The sequence below is a fragment of the Hanstruepera ponticola genome (genome assembly GCF_002940745.1).
Classification (GTDB): Bacteria; Bacteroidota; Bacteroidia; order Flavobacteriales; family Flavobacteriaceae; genus Hanstruepera; species Hanstruepera ponticola.
The window spans coordinates 83,359-103,455 of sequence record NZ_POTB01000001.1; the positions used below are offsets into that span (position 1 = coordinate 83,359).

15 protein-coding genes are annotated in these 20,097 nt (G+C 32.1%); 1 reads left to right on the top strand and 14 read right to left on the bottom strand.

The window, feature by feature from the left end; all coding sequences use genetic code 11:
• The 9 genes from C1S72_RS00375 to C1S72_RS00415 are packed head-to-tail and all read right to left on the bottom strand — an operon-like array spanning position 1 to position 11,572.
• On the bottom strand, positions 1 to 1,092 hold the full coding sequence (locus C1S72_RS00375) for a glycosyltransferase (RefSeq protein ID WP_104733705.1): 1,092 nt from the start codon (positions 1,090 to 1,092) through the stop codon (positions 1 to 3).
• 3 nt (positions 1,093 to 1,095) lie between these two features.
• Positions 1,096 to 2,970: an asparagine synthase (glutamine-hydrolyzing) gene (gene asnB, locus C1S72_RS00380; RefSeq protein WP_104733706.1), complete on the bottom strand. Its 1,875-nt coding sequence runs from the start codon at positions 2,968 to 2,970 to the stop codon at positions 1,096 to 1,098.
• 5 nt (positions 2,971 to 2,975) lie between these two features.
• Positions 2,976 to 4,133, bottom strand: a complete 1,158-nt coding sequence (locus tag C1S72_RS00385) for a glycosyltransferase (RefSeq protein ID WP_104733707.1) — start codon at positions 4,131 to 4,133, stop codon at positions 2,976 to 2,978.
• Positions 4,134 to 4,136: 3 nt separating this feature from the next.
• Positions 4,137 to 5,219 carry a glycosyltransferase gene (locus C1S72_RS00390; protein WP_104733708.1) on the bottom strand — a complete coding sequence of 361 codons (1,083 nt, stop codon included), beginning with the start codon at positions 5,217 to 5,219 and terminating at the stop codon, positions 4,137 to 4,139.
• Positions 5,219 to 7,063 carry an asparagine synthase (glutamine-hydrolyzing) gene (gene asnB / locus C1S72_RS00395; protein ID WP_104733709.1) on the bottom strand — a complete coding sequence of 615 codons (1,845 nt, stop codon included), beginning with the start codon at positions 7,061 to 7,063 and terminating at the stop codon, positions 5,219 to 5,221. The genes C1S72_RS00390 and asnB (C1S72_RS00395) overlap by 1 nt, the downstream gene beginning before the upstream one ends.
• A gap of 1 nt (position 7,064) precedes the next feature.
• Positions 7,065 to 8,171, bottom strand: coding sequence for an O-antigen ligase family protein (locus C1S72_RS00400; RefSeq protein WP_104733710.1), 1,107 nt, complete (start codon positions 8,169 to 8,171; stop codon positions 7,065 to 7,067).
• Between the two features lies 1 nt (position 8,172).
• The gene (gene murJ / locus C1S72_RS00405) at positions 8,173 to 9,513 is read right to left on the bottom strand and encodes a murein biosynthesis integral membrane protein MurJ (RefSeq protein ID WP_230401546.1); all 1,341 of its coding nucleotides are present in this window, start codon (positions 9,511 to 9,513) and stop codon (positions 8,173 to 8,175) included.
• Positions 9,514 to 10,479, bottom strand: coding sequence for a glycosyltransferase family 2 protein (locus C1S72_RS00410; RefSeq protein WP_104733711.1), 966 nt, complete (start codon positions 10,477 to 10,479; stop codon positions 9,514 to 9,516). It abuts the gene before it with no gap.
• A gap of 1 nt (position 10,480) precedes the next feature.
• The gene (locus C1S72_RS00415; protein WP_162919888.1) at positions 10,481 to 11,572 is read right to left on the bottom strand and encodes a glycosyltransferase family 4 protein; all 1,092 of its coding nucleotides are present in this window, start codon (positions 11,570 to 11,572) and stop codon (positions 10,481 to 10,483) included.
• 441 nt (positions 11,573 to 12,013) lie between these two features.
• Here C1S72_RS00415 and C1S72_RS00420 point away from each other — a divergent pair, with 441 nt between their 5' ends.
• On the top strand, positions 12,014 to 15,469 hold the full coding sequence (locus C1S72_RS00420; protein WP_104733713.1) for a T9SS type A sorting domain-containing protein: 3,456 nt from the start codon (positions 12,014 to 12,016) through the stop codon (positions 15,467 to 15,469).
• 69 nt (positions 15,470 to 15,538) lie between these two features.
• Here the strand turns inward: C1S72_RS00420 and C1S72_RS00425 are convergent, their stop codons facing one another.
• The 5 genes from C1S72_RS00425 to porX form a co-directional block, all read right to left on the bottom strand.
• Positions 15,539 to 15,910, bottom strand: a complete 372-nt coding sequence (locus C1S72_RS00425) for a hypothetical protein (protein ID WP_104733714.1) — start codon at positions 15,908 to 15,910, stop codon at positions 15,539 to 15,541.
• Between the two features lie 27 nt (positions 15,911 to 15,937).
• The gene (locus tag C1S72_RS00430; protein ID WP_104733715.1) at positions 15,938 to 17,137 is read right to left on the bottom strand and encodes an alanine dehydrogenase; all 1,200 of its coding nucleotides are present in this window, start codon (positions 17,135 to 17,137) and stop codon (positions 15,938 to 15,940) included.
• Positions 17,138 to 17,203: 66 nt separating this feature from the next.
• Complete coding sequence (locus C1S72_RS00435) at positions 17,204 to 17,755, bottom strand: hypothetical protein (RefSeq protein WP_162919889.1); 552 nt, start codon at positions 17,753 to 17,755, stop codon at positions 17,204 to 17,206.
• 260 nt (positions 17,756 to 18,015) lie between these two features.
• A complete protein-coding gene (gene tsaE / locus C1S72_RS00440) occupies positions 18,016 to 18,438 on the bottom strand; it encodes a tRNA (adenosine(37)-N6)-threonylcarbamoyltransferase complex ATPase subunit type 1 TsaE (protein WP_230401547.1) in 423 nt (140 codons plus the stop codon).
• 74 nt (positions 18,439 to 18,512) lie between these two features.
• Positions 18,513 to 20,066 (bottom strand): T9SS response regulator signal transducer PorX, encoded by a 1,554-nt coding sequence (gene porX / locus C1S72_RS00445; protein WP_104733716.1) that lies wholly within the window; start codon positions 20,064 to 20,066, stop codon positions 18,513 to 18,515.
• Positions 20,067 to 20,097 lie beyond the last annotated feature (31 nt).

Here is a 20,097-nt window from a genome sequence, read left to right on the forward strand (position 1 = left end):
TTAATTATCGTTAATAGCTTTATCAAAGATAGTTATATATTGCTTGGAAACATTTGCTAAACCAAACAATTCAACCCTTTTTAAAGCATTTTCAACTAATTTATCTGCTAGTTTTTTGTCACTTGCAAGTGTTATCATGGCTTGAGTTAATGCCGATGAATTTCTGGGTTCAATCAAGATAGCTTCTTCATTGTGCCTTGCGAACTCCCTGACACCAGTAACATTTGTTGAGATTATAGGTAATCCAATTGCAGCAGCTTCCAAAAGCACTCTTGAAAAACCCTCTCTAAAAGTTGGTAGGATGAATGCATTAGAATTTAATAGCAACTCTTTGACGTCATGTCTTTCTCCCAAAACAGTCACGGTATCTTTATATGCATCAAGAATTTTACTGTTCAACCTTTTTGAGTTTTCTTCAAGTGGACCTACTAATAACACTTTAAAATCATAGCCTAAATCTCTACAGTTTTTTGCAGCTTCAAGTAAATTGATAATACCTTTTTCATACACCAATCGCGCAACACAAATAAAGGTAAATGGTTTGCTGTTTCTTTGAGATATTTGATTAAACTCTTTAAGCTCAATTCCACTGCTGTATATTAGTTCATAACCAGATTTAGAAATCAAATTATTTTTTAAATAAACATCGCGATCATCTAAATTTTGAAAAACAGTATTACTGACTCTATCCTTGACTCTCAAATGCATCTTTTTGTAAATAACGCGTAAGGCTTTACTTAAAATTGATTTGGACATGAAAATAGTCCCTAAACCTGTAATAGTTCGGGTTATAGGTATTTTACTATCCATGAGCGCCAATGGCACCAAAAATGCTGGTTTAGTGTCAAAGGTGTGGATTAAATCAAATTCATTGCTTTTAAAAAAGTTTTTATACCATAAAACAGTTTTATAATCGGCAATTGGTGATAAATTTCGTTTTAAATTATATGAGTAATATGTGATGTCGCTAGGAAATTCTTGTTTGCTAGTTCCAATAATAGTAACATTAAAACCAGCATCAATGAGATATTTTGAAAGCTGAATTCTTTTGTGGACATCTTCACCACCTACAAGGCAAATTTTCTTTTCCATGGCTTATAGGTTTAAATATATTTTAGAATACCACTTTTGAAACGTGTAAAATGTCCAAACTTTGTAGCTATTATCAACCTTACCAGACAAATGATTGTTTACTATTTGTTGTATATATGATTTTTGAAATATTTGTTGCGCTTCAAGGAAAGCATCATCAGTATAGCTAACTAATTCTGTTTTTAAGCTATTGCGAAGCCAGTCACCAACAGGAACAACAAACCCTTTTTTGGACTTATCTAAAAAGCCATCGGGAAATTCACTTTTAAACGTTTCCTTTAAGATGTGCTTTTTATCCCAATTCTTCATTAAATAATTTTCTGGTAAGCCATTTGAAAATTCCCAAAGTGCTTTGTTTAAAAAGGGAGATCTACATTCAAGTGAGTTTAACATGCTCGTTCTGTCCACTTTAACAAGCATATCACCTTCTAAACTGACTAAGCGATCAATTTCTCTATAGTCATTTAGATTTTTTGGTTTGGTTACAAATTGTGAATAATGACTAAATGTATTGCTGTGAGAATAGGAGGTGGTCAATAATTTCTCTGGATTGCTAAAACCTAATGAAATGATATTCCAATAATTATTTCCAGAGTAATCAATGGCATGCAATAGTTTTTTTAACTTGAACCGTTTTCCTCTACTATCATGTTTGGTGTTGAGTAGTTTGGTTAAAATAGGTTTACTCTTGCTGTGAATTAATTCTGGAACAAATCGGGTGTAGTTTCTACTCAACTTTCCCATGTAATATTTATTGTAACCTCCAAAAACTTCATCACCACCATCACCAGTTAGAGCAACTTTAACATACTTGCTAGTTTCTTTGGACACAAGGTAGGTGGGAAGTGCCGATGAATCAGCAAAAGGCTCATCAAAATTCAATAATACCTTATCAATATCACCAACAATATCATCTTCTTTTAGAATAAATTCATGATGAATACTACCAATTAATTTTGCAACTAATCTAGACTTATCAGTTTCATCAAAACTAGATTTATCAAAACCAATGGAGAAAGTATCAATCTTTGAATCTGTAATTTTTGACAAGCCTAAACTAACTATTGAAGAATCGACACCACCTGATAAAAATGTGCCAATAGGAACATCACTAACGGATCTACTCTCTATGCTTTGCATAAGCAAATCGTGAAGTTTTAACTTGGCTTCGGTAAATGATAGGTCTATTTTATCAGTTGATATATCATTAATCCTATTAATTTGATAAGATTGACTTTTTAGATCAAATTCGATAAAATGATTGGCTTCCAATTTATAAATATCATTGTAAATGGTATATGGTGCCGGAATATATGTTAGTTTGAAAAATAGGTTTAGCCCTTCTTTGGATATGTCTGGCTTTTTATGAAGTAAGCTTACTAAAGATTTTAATTCAGATGACCATGAAAAGAAATCTGAATTTTTGGTAAAATAAAGTGGCTTTTCGCCAAAAAAATCCCGAGCAATAAAAACTTTGTTTTTGGTTTTATCATAGATACTAAAAGCAAACATGCCATCAAGCATTTTAAAACTTGATGTGCCAAATGTTTCATAGAGTCTCAAAATGACTTCAGTATCACTGTTCGTTTTAAACATAACGCCCTTATTTTCAAGGGATGTCTTTAGTTTTTTATAATTATAGATTTCTCCATTAAAAACAATAACAATATTGTTTGACGCATTGGAAATAGGTTGTTTGCCTGTTTTTAAATCTATTATGGATAATCTTCTCATAGCCATGTAGACCTCATCATCATGGTAAAAACCATCATCATCAGGACCACGATGCTCAATTAAAGCATTCATGCGCTGTAATTTGGGAGACCAATTACCTTTTGGGTTATTTAAAGATGCTATGATACCGTTAATTCCACACATACGTATTAAAGACTGTCAATTAAATTTTTTACATGAATTCCAATATTGGAAACATCATATGTCTTGGCTCTTTCATAACTTAAGCGACTATACATTTCTCTTTGCTCAATATTATTTTGTAAAAACTTTATGGCTTGTGATAGTCCAACAGCATCATCAACATTTACAAGTAGTCCGTACTTTGCCTTTACAAATGAACCAGATAGAATAGTTACTTTTTCGTTGTCATTTAAAAGTTCTAAAGGACCAGACATACAGTTTGTGCTAATTACTGGAAGGCCTACTGACATGGCTTCTAAAACGACATTTGGGAAACCTTCAGTTAAAGAACTTAACACAAAACAATGGTTTTCAATGATATGTTTTTTTACCTGATTAACATTTCCATGGAATTGAACTCTTTCTCCAACATTTAATTCTTTAGCTTGTGTTTGCAACGTTTCTAATAACTCGCCATCACCATATAAGTCTAAGTAGAAATTACTAGGCAGCATGCTAATACTTTCAACAATACTCTTTTGATTTTTTACTGGAATTAATCTACCGACTGTAACCACTTTAAAGATTTTTTCCAAGTCATGATACGATTTCAATCTTGGTTTTCTGTTCTCTGTTAAAATTGGGTTGTAAATAACCGAGGTGTCAATTTTTATATTATAATTTGAAACCAAATCATTATTGATGTAAATTGAGTTAGAGAAAAGTTTGTCATTTTTATTATAAAAAAATGGAATAAGCATTTTAGTTAAAAATGAGGTAGTTCGATCATGACTATACATGATGGAAGGGAAGCACCTTTCGCTTATGATTGTTTTTAGTTTTGGATTGCGCATTTTGGCAATGCCATTGAAAATATTTTGGCGAACTAAAAAAGAAACTGAAACTTCAATATTCTCCTTCTTTAACACTTTCTGATATTTGAAAATAAACTTAATATTATCAATCGCTCTGGCTATTTTTGAACTTTTAAAAGTTTCACCAGGTTTTGATAACACAATTACTTTAGCATTCTTGGCAATTGGTAGCTTTATTTCGTCATAAAGAAGAATAAGTGTAACATCAAAATATTTGGTTAGTTCATCAAGTAATAAACTAACAACTTTTTCTGCGCCACCAAAACCAATTGCAGAAACAAACAATGCTATTTTTCTTTTTCTTTCCACTGATTATGCTACTAAACGTTTAAATAAATTTTCATATTGGGATACAATAAAGTGGCTTTCAAATCGACCTTTTACTATTTGACTCACCGTTTTAGGGTTGAAAATAAAATCAGAATGTAATGCTTTTAAATACATAACATATTCTTCAATATTTTTTGCAACAAGTCCATTCTTTTTTTGTTCAATAATTTCATCTAAACCGCCAGGAGCATCAAACGCTAAAATGGGTGTGCCTACAACACAACTTTCCAATAATACGTTTGGAAACCCCTCAACATATGAGCCTTGTAGAAATAAATCATTTTCAGATAAATATGTATGAACTTCATTTGTAAAGCTAATATATTCAATTGCATTTTCTAATTGATATGATTTTATTTTATTGAAAATAGCCTCTTTTTCTGGACCATTCCCTATAATGGTATATTTGAAATCGAAGTCTAATTTTGATAATGCTTCTAAAATTCTATCGTGCCCTTTTTCCTTACTCAACCTAGCAACTGTAATAAATTTAAAGACGTTCTTTTTAATATTTTTTTCAGGTTTTAGTGGATATACTTTAGTGATTGGGTTGTTTATTAAAACTGTCTTGCTCTTATCTACTTGGTAGTTATCAATCATATCTTTTTGCATGTCTTTTGATTGACAGATTATACAGTCAACTAATCTATATGCTATTTTAACCATGTACTTTGGAAAGAAGGATTTGGTATATGGGTTGTGTTTGTTAAGTGTTGTCAATACATTAGCTTCTCTAGCAACAAATTTTATTTTAGGAAAAGCAATAGAAATAAATGCCGTTAATGTATTTAAGTGCACAATGGAGCTGACTACAATATCAGGTTTATTTTTCCTAAAGTATTTCGCTAAACTAAATACAGATTTTAAAACACGAGATTTATTCAGGTAAATAATGTTTAGTTCTTTTAACTGGTAAACAGTTTCTTTTTCATAACCTGTAATTAAAAGTGTTGGTTCAAAATCATCTTTATTTAGTTCTTGTGCAATAAAAGACAATATACGCTCGGCACCTCCTGCAGCAAGAGACGGTAAAATAAACGTTATTTTAATTTTTTTTTGTTTCATCAAACAATTGGGTAGCCTTTACCATTATTATTCATCCACTGTTTAAGTACCAATAATTTCCAAATTAAGGGGTATCTATTCCAACTACCATCCATGTGTTGATTAATACGAAGTTTGACTTCATCAATATCTATATTTGGGATTTGTCTTAATCCTTGATCATTTAGTTCGCTTAAAACCATATCTTTCAATTCATTTCTAAACCAATCAGAAAAGGGCATGGTAAAACCTGACTTTGGTCGGTTAAAATATGATTTAGGCACATAATCATATAGTATGTTTTTTAATATAATTTTCTGATTACTGTTTTTGTATTTAAACTGTGTTGGTAATGATTGTGCAAAATTCACAACACGATAATCCATTAATGGAGACCTAGCTTCAAGCGAGTAAGCCATTGTTGCACGATCAACTTTTGTATTTATATCCCAGTTTAAATAGGCCTTAATGTCAAAATCAGACATACGTTCGTAAATATTCTTTTTACTATTTTCTAAATAAGCCTTTTCTTCTATATCAAGATAGTCAAAATCAGATTGTATCCAACTAGCATCAATACCTGTCACTGAAGCAAGGTATAGACTGTTTAGGTCATTAAATCGAAGTCCTTTAGATATTGTTTTTAATTTATAATTGGGAGCAGCGTTCAATAAAAAAGCTGTAAAGTCACGAAATTGTTTTGGTGTTTTGTACAAAGTGCTGACTTGTTTCATCCAATGATATCGTTGATAACCAATAAACATTTCGTCTCCACCATCACCAGATAATGCAACGGTTACCTTTTTTCGAGTATGTTTTGATAGTAGCATGGACGGAATGGCAGACGAATCGGCAAAAGGTTCATCGTAATAATGATTGAAGCTGTCAATTAAATCAAGACCTTCATTGTAATTACAGGAAATTATGTAATGATCCGTTTTTAGGTGATTAGCTACTTTTTGCGCATAGATACTTTCATCAAAACCTTTCTCATTAAATTTTACAGAAAATGTTTTTACCTGACTATTTGTGACATTTTGAGCCATTGCAGAAACCAAGGACGAATCAACACCACCAGACAAAAATACACCAACTGGGACATCGGCATAAAGCCTTATTTTGACCGCATCTTTTATAAGATGACTCAATGTTGACTTGGCTTCATAAAAGCTTCCAGTAAAAGGTTTGGTGTTTGCATTATCAATATCCCAATATTTTGAAATACTAAATTTTTTACTTGAAATATGGTAAGTAAATCTATGCCCAGCAGGAAGTTTGTTTACTTCATTGAAGATGGTATATGGATCTGGAACAACACCCCAAGCAAAATACTGAGTAATTGATTTACTTGAAATACTTAAGTTTTTGTTATGTAATTGTATTGCCGAAAGCTGACTGGCAAATTCAAAGCCATCATTATTTAACAAGTAATAAAAAGGTTTTTGCCCCAATCTGTCTCTAGCACCAAATAGTTTATTATTTATTTCATCATAAATAACAAAGGCAAACATGCCGTTTAGCATATTTGGTAGTTCGGTTCCATATTCTAAATAAGCTGCACAGATAACTTCGGTATCACTTTCAGTTCGGAAATTGTAACCTTTTTTAACAAGTTCAGACTTTATATCTTTAAAATTGTAAATTTCACCATTAAACACGATATGGACTTTGTTTTCATATGAAAACGGTTGATTTGATCTTGGGTCTAAATCTATTATGGATAACCTATTATGAGCTAAAACAACGCGGTTTTCAAATGGTTTTTGAGCACTTAAATCTGGTCCTCTAAAATTAATACGTTTTAATTTTTCAGAAATTTGATCAGCGTTATATCGATTGTATGTTATGCCATATATACCGCACATACTATTGAGTGTTTAGGGTTAAGGTTTCGTGTGATTTTAATTTATCATAAAGCCAAACAGTCATAAATAGCAACAAGAAATTATCAAAATAATTATGACTTACCATTAAATACGAAAATAATAGAATGGATACTATGATATAAAGGGGTTCTTCATGAAAGATTTTAAAACTCCTGATGAGCATTGATAAATATAAAACTATCACAAGAATAAAAGGTAAAATACCCGCTTCGCCAATAATCATTAAAAATGTATTATGTACGCCTACGTCATCATTATTATAAGTACCTTTTGGCTTACCGTGTAGTTTTTTATACCCTTGACCAAAAAGAGGGTTAGTTAGAATACCATCAACATATTTAGCCCAGGTTTCATCTCTGGATTCTTTGGTTATGGTTGTTGTGTCAACATCATCAGAAAATATACTCTTTAGGGCATTAAATCTATCAGTATTTAATTTTATGGATGACAAACTCAAAATAAGAATAAGAGCAATAGATCCAGAAATTAGGGTTATAATGTTTTTTTTATCAATAAATATGGCAATAACATTTACCATTAAAAAGAGTAGTATGAATGACCTTGAAAGTGTCATAAGCCCAGCGATTGCAAACAAAAATTGTGCTGCCAATTTTATACTTTTTCTCTGTAAACTATAGGTAAGTGCAAAACCAATAATACATATAAAGCCAGCTTTATTCGGGTTTATATAAAACCCGCTATATCTTCCATAAGCATTGCTAAACAAAAAAGCATTAATTATAATACTTATGGCGCCAAACAATAAAATGATACATATTTCTTGTTTAGAAGTCAGGGCAGCTAGCTTTCTAATACCTAAAATAAAAATAAAATAGCGAATAACATCCTTAAGAAATTCAGTGGTATCTTCAGTATAACTCAAACTAGAAATCATGTAATAACTTAATCCCAATAGCACAAGAGGAATAATTGGTTTTAGTTTTTCTTCAAAAAAATAAAAAATGATTACACATAATAATAGTAACATACTGGTAATACTACCAAGACCTGGACTAATGTTGGCTATACTAAATGTTGGTATATTTAGCAGTATTAGTACGAGCAGTATGTATTTTAATATTTGCATATTAAGTAACTTTCAGAGTTTGTTGTTTTTTGGCATATTGAATAAAAATAAGAACTTTTATTATTTGCACGACTGTAGTACACAAAGCAATTCCAATGACACCATATAGTTTCATGAAAATATAATCCAGTATTAGATTAAGCATCATAGTTCCAAATGATACATAGGCTAAAAAAGCATTTTTATTAATACTGGTTAAAAACCTCACAATTGCATCACCACAAATAGTGAAAGGAATACTAATAAGAAAAATCATTTGGATATTGGCAACCAGAGCAGTATCGTCTGCTTTAAATTCATTTCTTTCAAATAATAATGATATAATTGGTGTTGAAAAAATAATAAGCGGAATAACAATAATGACCAAGGAAATAAATAATATCTTCAAAATGGTTGTTAGTCTCTTAAAAGCAAGCGCTCTATTATCAAAATTGAGGTTTGAAAAGTAGGGTAGAAGAACACTTCCCAATGCCATGATAATTATTGACGAAAAAAAAGCTGGAATCTTCATACCGTAATTCAAAGCTGCTATTGAACCAATTGCCAAGGTCGCAGCAAAATACTGATCGGTTACAGGTATAAGTCCAGTTAAAAATCCAGATGATATTCTAGCTGGTAATTGATTGAACATCATTTTTACATTTTTATTCTTAAAGTCAACCTTTTTTAGTTTAATAATTTTTTTATAAGAGCATACAGTAACCAAGAGTAGTAATTCTAATGAACAACCTATTAGCATGCCTACAGCCAAAACCTTGTCTTGTAATTCGTCTTTAAAGAATATGAGACAAACCAACATGGAGATACTTGTTAATATAGGATGGATTGACGCATATTTAAACTCGTTGTAAATATTGAGTAATCCGCCTAATAAAGCGCAAAAACCCCATATTACTATGCATGGTGCCAGATAATAAAATTGTGTTTTAATGAGTTGATAGTAAGTTTCTGAATGTCCTGCAAAAAAAGTATCTAAAAAAACATCAGTAAATAAAAAAGCAATACCGGTTAATACAATTCCTGTTATGAAGGTTATAAAAAAACTAGTTGATTGTATTGTGCCAACATTATTACCACCTTTTAATTCAGCTACATAGTTGGGTATAAAGACAGATTTGAATGCAATTAAAAAAACTTGATTAATAAATCCAGGTAATAACAAGGCAATAAAAAATGTATCTAATAATTCCGAAAGACCAATATTGGAAGCTATTACAACCTCTTTGTAGAACCCAAAACCCTTAACAAGAACAGTTATTAATGCTACGGTAGTAATATTTACAACCAAAGAACTTTTGTAAGTCTTGCGAATTATGGCTTTTATGTCCTTAAGTTTTATCAATTATGATATTGGTTTAGCTGTGATTAGTCTTCTGAATGGCCAACATATGTTAAATATCATTTTCAAAAATTTACTATCAATAGCATTTGTGTATTCAGTTCTTTTAAAATTTAAATATTTAGATGCTAGTAAGAGTAAGTATACTTGTTTCAAAAATAACGTTGGATTTTTGAGAAGGTATTGTTTATAAAACCAATTGGCATTTGCCAGTGAGTAAATTGCTAGTCCGAGCGCATTATTTTTAATTTGCCCGGAAGAAATATTGTTTTCAGTATCTATATAATATATGCGAAGGATATCATTAAAATAAAGGGTTTTGTAATTTTCTTTAGAGAATAAATTCCATATAATGCCTTCTGGTATATAACCTTTGGCGAACATAAATTCATTGATAAATACACCTTTTAAAATGTCGGTCTTTGTGAATCCCCATTTTTCAGATTTGTATCTATCTATAACCATATTCCCAAATGTTGAACTGTAATATAAATCAGTATCAAATTTTTCACCAACCAAATTACCAAATTGATCCTTACAAAGACAGGTAAGGCTGCAAACGGAATCTTTACGTTCATCCGGAATAGCATCATAAGTTTTTTTGAAGATTTCTAGAGCATCTTCGGTACACTCATCATCTGAATCAAAAGTTAGGAAAAATTCACCTTTAGCTAAACTCACACCTTGTAATAAGCAAGCCATCTTGTGTTTGTTTTCTAAATTGTTTATGTATCGAACAGGAAAATTACAAGTGCTTATTAACTCTTCAATGACATTATTTGAATTATCAGATGAGCCATCGTTAATAATTAATAATTCAAAATCTCTAAAAGTTTGTTTTTCTAAAGAATCAAAAACTCTTTTTATGGTGTCAGCTCGATTATATACAGGAGTAAAAACCGTAAAAGTATAATCATACGTTCCTGGTTTTTGTTTTGAATATGTGGGTAAAAGTGATTTTAAATCCATTTTAATTAAGTAGGTTATTAATTAATTGTTCCCATTGTAGTGAGATGTTTTCAATTTTAAATTTATCAGTGTCATTCATAGCTGCCTTACCAATTTTTTCTCTTAATGAAGAATTCGACATCAACAAACGTAACTTCTCTTCTAATGCTTTTTGATTTTCAGATGGGATTAAAAAACCATTTTCTCCATTTGTTATTAAATCGGAAGGACCTGAAGGACAATCGGTAGCTATTGAAGCTAGCCCAAAATACATGGCTTCTGTCAACGCATTTGGAAATCCTTCATATCGTGATGTAAAAGCAAATATTTTAGACTTATTATAGTAATCTGATACATCTTCGACATTACCAGTTAATATGACTTTGTCTGTTATGTCTAATTCGCTTATTAAACGCTTATAGTTTGCCAATTCTTTTCCATCACCTACTATAATCAATTGCCAATCTATTGGGTTTATATTTGAGAAAGCCCTAATTAACATGTCTTGATTTTTTTGATAATCCAATCTGCCAACGTTGAGAATAATATTTTCTTTATAGGTGATATCACGCTTACTGATTAATTCAGGATTTAATGGGTTCAGAATAATTTGCATGTTTTTTTCTTTGATAAACCTAGAGAAATAATCAGCAATATCTTGCGTTTGAATAACAAGTTTATCAGCAAAGGGATAGAGGTGTTTTCTTACTGAAAACCAAATTTTAGAAGCTTCGGTATATTTAGGATGAACGCGTTCACTGATTATGCTTCGAACACCAGAATATTTAGCTGCAATAACGGCATAGATATTTGGTGTCGTCATAAAGCCTATTAAAAGGCTAATGTTATTTGATTTAATAATTTTAATGATTGTTCTTATAAATTTTAAATGCGATGTAATAGAATGCTTTAGGCTATATACTGCCTGGTATTCATCACCGCAGTATATTATGTTAATATCTGGATTTAGTTTAAAGAAAATGGGGCTTTTATAAAGTACAATTATTGTAACATCATAAGTAATCACTAGGCTATTGGCTAAAGTAGCTACTACGCGTTCAGCACCACCAGCTTCAAGGCTCGGAATTAAAAAAGCGATTTTACTTTTTTTCAAAAGAAACAAATTTTATTAAAATCTTATTACAATCAGTTCTATGCATTAAAAGTAGATATTTTTTATTTCTGTACCTGATTCTATTTCTGTTATTAGACTAAATACCATATTTAATATATTAAAGGTATTTGTAGTACTTTTCTATTAAATTTTAAGTGATAACTATTTTGTTTATAAGGTGTTGATATCTTATTATGTTAAAATCTTTCTAAAGGACATCCAAAACTAAATAGTGACCGTATATTTGGCATCTCTCGTATTTCCGAGAACAGCTATTAATTCAATTTTTATCGATAAAGTGTAATAAAATGACTTCAAAACGCATGTTTTGTAGTAATTATTTTACAAAAAATATGCATTTCATCGAAAACAAACCATTTATTTAACAGAACAAAAACTGATATATATAGTTTAGCCTGAGTTAATAGCAAATAGCCCCAAATGAAGAATTTTTATCCCAACGGGAAATTCCTGGCTTTCAGGAATTTCATAATTATCACATGTATTTTTTGTGGTATTTTATCGACGAACGGTCAGAATTATCCGACACAAGAACAATTGCCAAATGTAGATTATCAAAATTATCAGGCACCTGCTACAGCGATGCCCGATTATTTAGAGCCTTTTACTGAAGGTTTATCTGGTAGTATTGTGAGGAGAATTGGTGACAGAAATGTTTTTGGAACCAGTTCTAATAGAATACGTCATAACTATTCAAAAGACCAAACATGGAATTCAGACGAAACATTAATAAAGTTGTCTGGACATCCTGCTGCTATTTTAGATGCAGAAACCTATGAGTTTTTGTATTGGGCAAATATTCCTGGTTATGGACGTTGGAGTCATACAGAACCTCATATTATGTATGGTTCTAGTAGTAATAGTTTTCAATCATTTGATGTTACAACCAATCAAAGAACAACCTTAAGGACTTTTACTGAATACTCAAATATTGATTTTGGATATGGTGAAGGTAACCAGTCAAATGACGATAGATATGTAGGACTTATTGGCACTAGCGGAAGTACTAAAACAGTTTTTGTATATGATATTCAAAATGACGTGGTTACTGGTTCTATGGTTATTCCTGGTGGTGACTTGGATTGGTTTTCAGTTTCACAATCTGGACAATATGCTGTCTTATGCTGGCGTACAGATGGTTCAGGTCCAAATCAGGGATTAAAAACTTATGATATTAACATGCAAAACGAAATACACATTGCCGATACAACACCTCATGGTGATTTAGGTTATGATGTTTATGGTAATGAAGTATTTGTTGGTTATGGTGACCAAGCTCAATGGGATGCAGGTTACAGTATGTACATGGCTAGATTAGATGGTGGAGGAATAACCAATTTATTTCCATACATAAATGGTCGTGGCATTTGGGGTGGTCATGTGAGCTGTAGAAACATTGATAGACCAGGTTGGGCTTATGTAAGTGAACAATGCTGTTCTTCAAATCCAGTAGCTCCGAGAGAAATTTTTGCTATAAAACTAGATAATTCAGGAACTATAGAGCGCTATGCTAAACACCATTCGGCACCAACAGGTTATCTACATGAAACACAAGTAGTGCCAAATAGAAATGGTACCAAAATGATATTTGCTAGTAACTGGAATGATCCAACACAGACTAACCAAACTAGCGCACCAGCTTTTGTTTTAGAATTTCCACAGGGAAACGTTGGAATGACTGTTAATGCAGGAAATGACATTACTATTTGCGAAGGTGAATCCACTAACCTTACTGCCTATGGTACAGGAGGGAATAATTTTTCTTGGGATACTGGTGAAAGTTCACAAAATATTGAAGTTAGTCCAAACGAAACAACAACTTACACGGTAACATTATCTGATGACACTGGAAATAGTGTTTCTGATACGGTGACAGTTACTGTCAACCCACTACCAACTGCCAATGCAGGTGAAGATGTAACAATAAATGAAGGTGAAAGCACAACTTTAACAGCTTCTGGAGGAACTAATTATTCTTGGAGCACAAATGATAATACTCAAAGCATTGTTGTAAGCCCGACAGAAACGACTACTTATACTGTCTCGGTTATTCAAAATGGTTGTAGTACCGAAGATACCGTTACGGTAACTGTGATACCGACTCCCATAGATGCTGATGCAGGCCAAGACGTTACTATTTGTGATAATGATAGCGTGGTATTAACTGCATCAGGAGGATCAGATTATGTGTGGAGTACAGGTGAAACTTCACAAAGCATAACGGTCAGTCCAAGCGAAACGACAATTTATACAGTTACAGTTACTGAAGGTGAACAATCAGATAGTGACTCTGTTACGGTAACGGTCAATCCATTACCAACTGCCAATGCTGGAAATGATATAACTATAAATGAAGGTGAGAGTACCACTTTAACAGCATCAGGAGGAGATTCTTATGAATGGAGTACAGGTGCAACGTCTCAAAGCATTACGGTCAACCCAAGTGAAACAACTACGTACACTGTAACAGTTAGTTCTAACAATTGTTCTACTAGTGATTCTGTTACTGTAACAGTAGAGCCAAGTGTAACTGTTGTTGCCAATGCAGGTCAAGATGTTTCCATATGTGAAAATGAAAGTATAGTTTTAACGGCATCAGGAGGAGGCTCTTATGAATGGAGTACAGGAGAAACCACTCAAAGCATTACAGTTAGCCCAATTAGTACAACCACTTATTCGGTAACGGTAAGTGAGGGTACAGTTTCAGACAGTGATTCTGTTACAGTAACAGTAAATTCAATACCAACTGCCAATGCTGGAAATGATATAACTATAAATGAAGGTGAGAGCACCACCTTAACAGCATCAGGAGGAAATTCTTATGAATGGAGTACAGGTGCAACGTCTCAAAGCATTACGGTCAACCCAAGTGATACAACTACGTACACTGTAACGGTTAGTTCTAACAACTGTTCTAGTAGTGATTCTGTTACGGTAACAGTAGAGCCAAGTGTAACTGTTGTTGCCAATGCAGGTCAAGATGTTTCCATATGTGAAAATGAAAGTACAGTTTTAACGGCATCAGGAGGAGGTTCTTATGAATGGAGTACAGGAGAAACCACTCAAAGCATTACAGTTAGCCCAAATAGTACGACTACTTATTCGGTAACGGTAAGTGAGGGTATAGTTTCAGACAGTGATTCTGTTACAGTAACAGTAAACCCAATACCAACTGCCAACGCTGGTAGTGATGTGACTATTGAAAATGGAGCATCCGTAACTCTAACGGCATCAGGAGGTTCTGGATATGTTTGGAGTAATGGCAGTACAAATCAAAGTATTGTAGTTAGTCCTAACCAAACATCGAGTTATTCTGTAACAGTACATTCAAATGGATGTTCTTCTACTGATGAGGTTTGGGTAAATGTTGTTGAACCAGTAAATGCCTCTGCCGGATCCAATGCTGAAATTTGTATGGGTGAAACGGTTACCTTAACGGCTTCAGGTGGTTTAAGTTATGAATGGAACACAGGTGATATGACCGAAAGTATTACTGTTTCACCTGAAGAAACTTCAATTTATACTGTAACTGTTTCAAATGGAATATCATCTGAAATTGCAACTGTTGAAGTCATGGTGAATAACTGTGAAACTAATGAAGACGTAATTGAAGAAGAAAGCAATTTGAATACAGGAATTAATGTATATCCTAATCCTGCGCAAAGTCAAGTAAATGTTAAAATGACAGATTTTACTGGTGTCGCTAGTTTGCAATTATTTGATATGGCAGGTAGAATGCTTATTAATAAAGCTATACAGCCAAGCTCACAGCCAATCATTAATAATTTAAATGTTAGTAATTTACCAAGAGGTATTTATATAGTATCAGTAACTCAAAGTGGCAAAAGTTTCACTAAACGCTTAATACTAAATTAATTTTCCCACTTTTAGTTGTGAAAAAGACCTGAATTTCAGGTCTTTTTTATTTATTAGTGTGTACAGAAATCATTTCCAGACTATTTCTTTAATAGTAACAATACTATCGCAGTTTTCAATTTTTAGATCCATTTTGGATTCTGACAAGGTGTTCTCTAAATAATAAATACCACAAGGTTCTTTTCTTGTATCACTTTCCGAAAAACGAATATTTGCATGCTTAAGAATGTTGATGATATTCAGCGAATCCATTTTTTTAGCCATAAGGGTATTGTAAATATCTTCGGGTATTTTTAGTTCTTTGGAATTGATATTTTTTAGCACACGAGCTTCAGGGCCATAATCACAAGATACTTTTTTGCCATTTAAAAAAAATGCTAAAATGATAAGCCCTATAGAGAAGCCTCCTAGGTAATAACCAACACGATGTAATAATTTCACGTATTTAAATTTGAAGTTTTACTTTATTTAAAATATCAGCAAATTAATATCGCTGTGTTTTAAATCAAACCATTCACCAACAGATTTGTTGGTTAGAATGCCGTGGTAAAAGTACAACCCATTTTTCAAACCTCTATCAAAACGTAAGGAATTTTCTAAACCACCTTCTTCACCAATTTTTAAAAGATAGGGTGTGAAAATATTACTGATTGATATAGATGCAGAACGTGAATAACGTGCAGGAATATTTGGCACACAATAATGCGTAACCCCATGCTTAATAAAAGTTGGGTTTTTATGTGTTGTTACCTCACTGGTTTCAAAGCAACCTCCCATATCAATACTAACGTCAATAATAACTGCACCAGATTTCATGTTTTCAACCATAGTTTCAGCAACAAGAACTGGTGCTCTGTTTTTTCCGCGAACAGCACCTATAGCAACATCACAGCGTTTAAGAGCTTTAGATAAATTCTTGGGTTGTAAGGTTGATGTAAAAATGGTTCTGCCCAAGTTTGTCTGGATACATCGAAGTTTGGTAATAGAATTATCAAAGACTTTTACATTAGCTCCTAAACCAATAGCGCCTCTAGCTGCAAATTCTCCAACTGTTCCTGCTCCTAAAATAACAACTTCAATAGGCGGAACACCACTAATGTTTCCAAACATGAGACCGTTACCATTATTAACATTGCTTAATAATTCAGAAGCAATTAGAACGGAGGCTGTTCCTGCAATTTCACTTAAGGATCTGACTGCTGGATAGGCGCCATCTTCATCACGAATAAATTCAAATGCTAAAGCCGTTACGCGTTTGGATGCGAGTGCTTCAAAATATTTTTTTGTTTGGGTTTTTAATTGAAGAGCAGAAATTAAAATAGTCTGCGGATTAATCAGTTTTATTTGCTCTAGAGTAGGTGGTTCAACTTTCAAAATAATAGGACAACTGTAAACTTTTGCAGCATCTTTTGTGATTTCAGCACCTGCCTCACTATAGTCCTTATCACTAAAATTGGCGCCTTTACCAGCACCTGATTCCATGAGTATTCTGTGTCCATTGGTTACTAAAGCAGAAACAGCGTCTGGCGTTAAACACACACGCTTTTCTTGAAAAGCTGTTTCTTTGGGAATACCAATGAACAGATCTCCTTTTTGCTTTAAAATTTCAAGTGTTTCCTCTTGTGGCAGTAATTGCTGCTTGGTAAAAGGTGATAAGGATTTAGACATACTTTGACTAGTTGTTGGTAACAGTAAGTCAAATTACGAATTAATTTTTTAAAGATTAAGTTGTTTTTAAAAATACTGCTTAATTCTTCCCCAAAGGGTTGTGGGTTTAATTTTAAATTCTTCTTCAAGCTCTTCCATAGATTTATTTACAGTATTTAATTTATCAAACATTTTAGCTCTTATTAAATAAATAGAAGGCACCATAATCGCCATAATAGGAACTAAATAGATTAATTGAAACTCATCTACTATACCCGTGTCAGAAGTAATGAAAGATATAATTTGATAAGAATACATAATTATCGGAACCAACAGCACATGGTACCACCAATGACGACAAGTAAAGAACCAAATGAATAATAGTAATAAAGGAATTAGTTTGCCTGAAAGTGTCCATGCAACAACATAGGCACTTTCATATACTTTACTATCATATGTAAACAAAAAAGTGTCCCAAACTTGTGTGTCTGGAACACCTTCGTATAAATAAAATAAATAAGGTATCAAAGCTATTATAGTAGCAATTATACTACCACTTAAGATAACTTTATTTATTTTCTTATCCGTTCGCAGGAACTTTAATTCTTTTTCCTTCGATTTTTGTTGTTTGTTGTCCATCTAAATCAATGATGTTAGTTGCTTGAACTGTAAACAACATACCGCCAAAAATTGCGATTGCTAATACATACTTTTTTGCTTTCATTATATTAAGGGATTAATTAATTAATAACCCAAATGTATATATGAAGTATGTATGAAAGTAGGTTGAAATGTTAAAAAAATGTTAAAATCAACATTTTTTGATTTTTTCGTTACGGTAAAACCGTAAAACGCGACAATCTAGGGCAATTTGTTGTTTTCAATCTTATAATAAATCACTATTTAAGCGTTAATATTCGTTTGTTTTGTTCTGATATTGATAACTCAATAATATTATATTCAACATCTAAATGATTCTTTATCAATTCAGGCCATTCAATAAATAACCAGCCTTCAGTTTGCAAATAATCTTCAATTCCAAAATCATATGCCTCTTCAATAGACTTTAAGCGATATAAATCAAAATGATAAATCACATTATCACTCAAACTATATTCGTTGACAATAGAATAGGTTGGGCTACTTACATCATCATCACTTCCTAGAGCCTCAATTAAAGCTTTAATTAATGTTGTTTTACCAGTTCCCATGTTTCCGTAAAATAAAATGGTTTTTGATTTTACAGATTTAAGAACTTGATTAGCAACAGCATTTAACTCATTTAAACTATATGCTATAGTCAAATCACATCTTGTTTGCATGCAATATTAAGTATAAAAATTGAAAAAAACTAATAAAAAGTGTATTTCGTCGGATTTTTTTGCATTACACGGAGTTATTTAGGGCTTAAAACAGCAAATGGAATGATCATTTCTTCCAACGAAACGCCACCATGTTGGTATGTGTTTCTGTAATAACTTACGTAATGATTATAGTTATTTGGATAAGCAAAAAACAAATCATTTTTAGCAAAAATAAATGAACTACTCATGGTAATTGATGGCAGATGTATGGTTTTTGGGTCTTTTGCTACTAAAACCTCTTTGTCTTCATAAGTTAAAGAACGACCAGTTTTATATCGTAAGTTTAAACTAGTGTCTTTATCACCAATTACTTTTGATGGGTTCTTCACATTGATAGTACCATGATCTGTAGTCAAAATAAGTTTAAACCCTAATTGCTGTGCTTGTTGAATCATTTCAAGTAATGGTGAGTTTTTAAACCAACTCTGTGTAAGTGAGCGATACGCCTTATCATTAGATGCTAATTCTTTAACCACGTCCATTTCAGTTTTGGAATGAGAAAGCATATCTACAAAATTATAAACCACAACAGTCAGGTCATTATCTTTTAGTCCTTTAAAATTATCAACTAATTTTTTACCGTTTTTTAAATTGGTTATTTTGTAGTATTCATGTTTTAAATGATTTAGTCCTAAACGTTTCATTTGAGCATCTAAAAATTCAGCTTCATGTAGGTTCTTGCCGCCTTCGTCAGTGTCATTTTTCCATAAATCAGGATGCATTTTTTCCATATCAGCAGGCATTAATCCAGAAAATATGGCGTTTCTGGCATATTGGGTTGCTGTTGGTAGTATGCTGTAAAATGGCGCTTCTTTATCTTTCTTATAATAATTGTTTACAATAGGCTCAAAAGCTTTCCATTGGTCATAACGTAAATTATCAATTACAACCAGGAAAGTAGGTTGTTCTTTACTTAATTCTGGAACTATTTTATTTTTAAATAATGTATGTGACATGGTAGGTGCATCAACATGTGGTTCAAACCAGCTTGGATAGTGCTTATCTATAAACTTACCAAATTGTGTATTGGCTTCGTTTTTCTGCGATTCAAGAATTTCAAACATGCCAGTATCTTCAATGTCTTCTAATTGCATTTCCCAGTAAATAAGCCTTTGGTAAAGATTGGCCCACTCTTCAAAACTATTAACCATAGTTAAGTCCATAGCAATTTTTCTAAATTCCTGTTGGTAGTTTGACGTCGTTTTTTCAGAAACCAATCTAGAATGGTCTAAATTCTTTTTGAGGCTTAATAAAATCTGGTTTGGATTGACAGGTTTTATCAAATAGTCTGCTATTTTATTCCCAATAGCTTCCTCCATGATATATTCTTCCTCACTTTTAGTAATCATTACAACTGGAAGCGTATCACGTTTTTCTTTAATCTCATTTAGAGTTTCAAGACCTGTTAATCCAGGCATGTTTTCATCTAAAAAAACAATATCAAAGTTTTTATCGTCTAAAATCTCAATGGCTTCTGTACCACTTTTACAAGTGGTTACTTGATAGTTTTTTTGTTCTAAAAAAAGGATATGGGGTTTTAATAAATCAATTTCATCGTCAACCCAAAGAATATTTATATTGTTCATGTATATTTGTTTATATAATTAAAGTAATTAA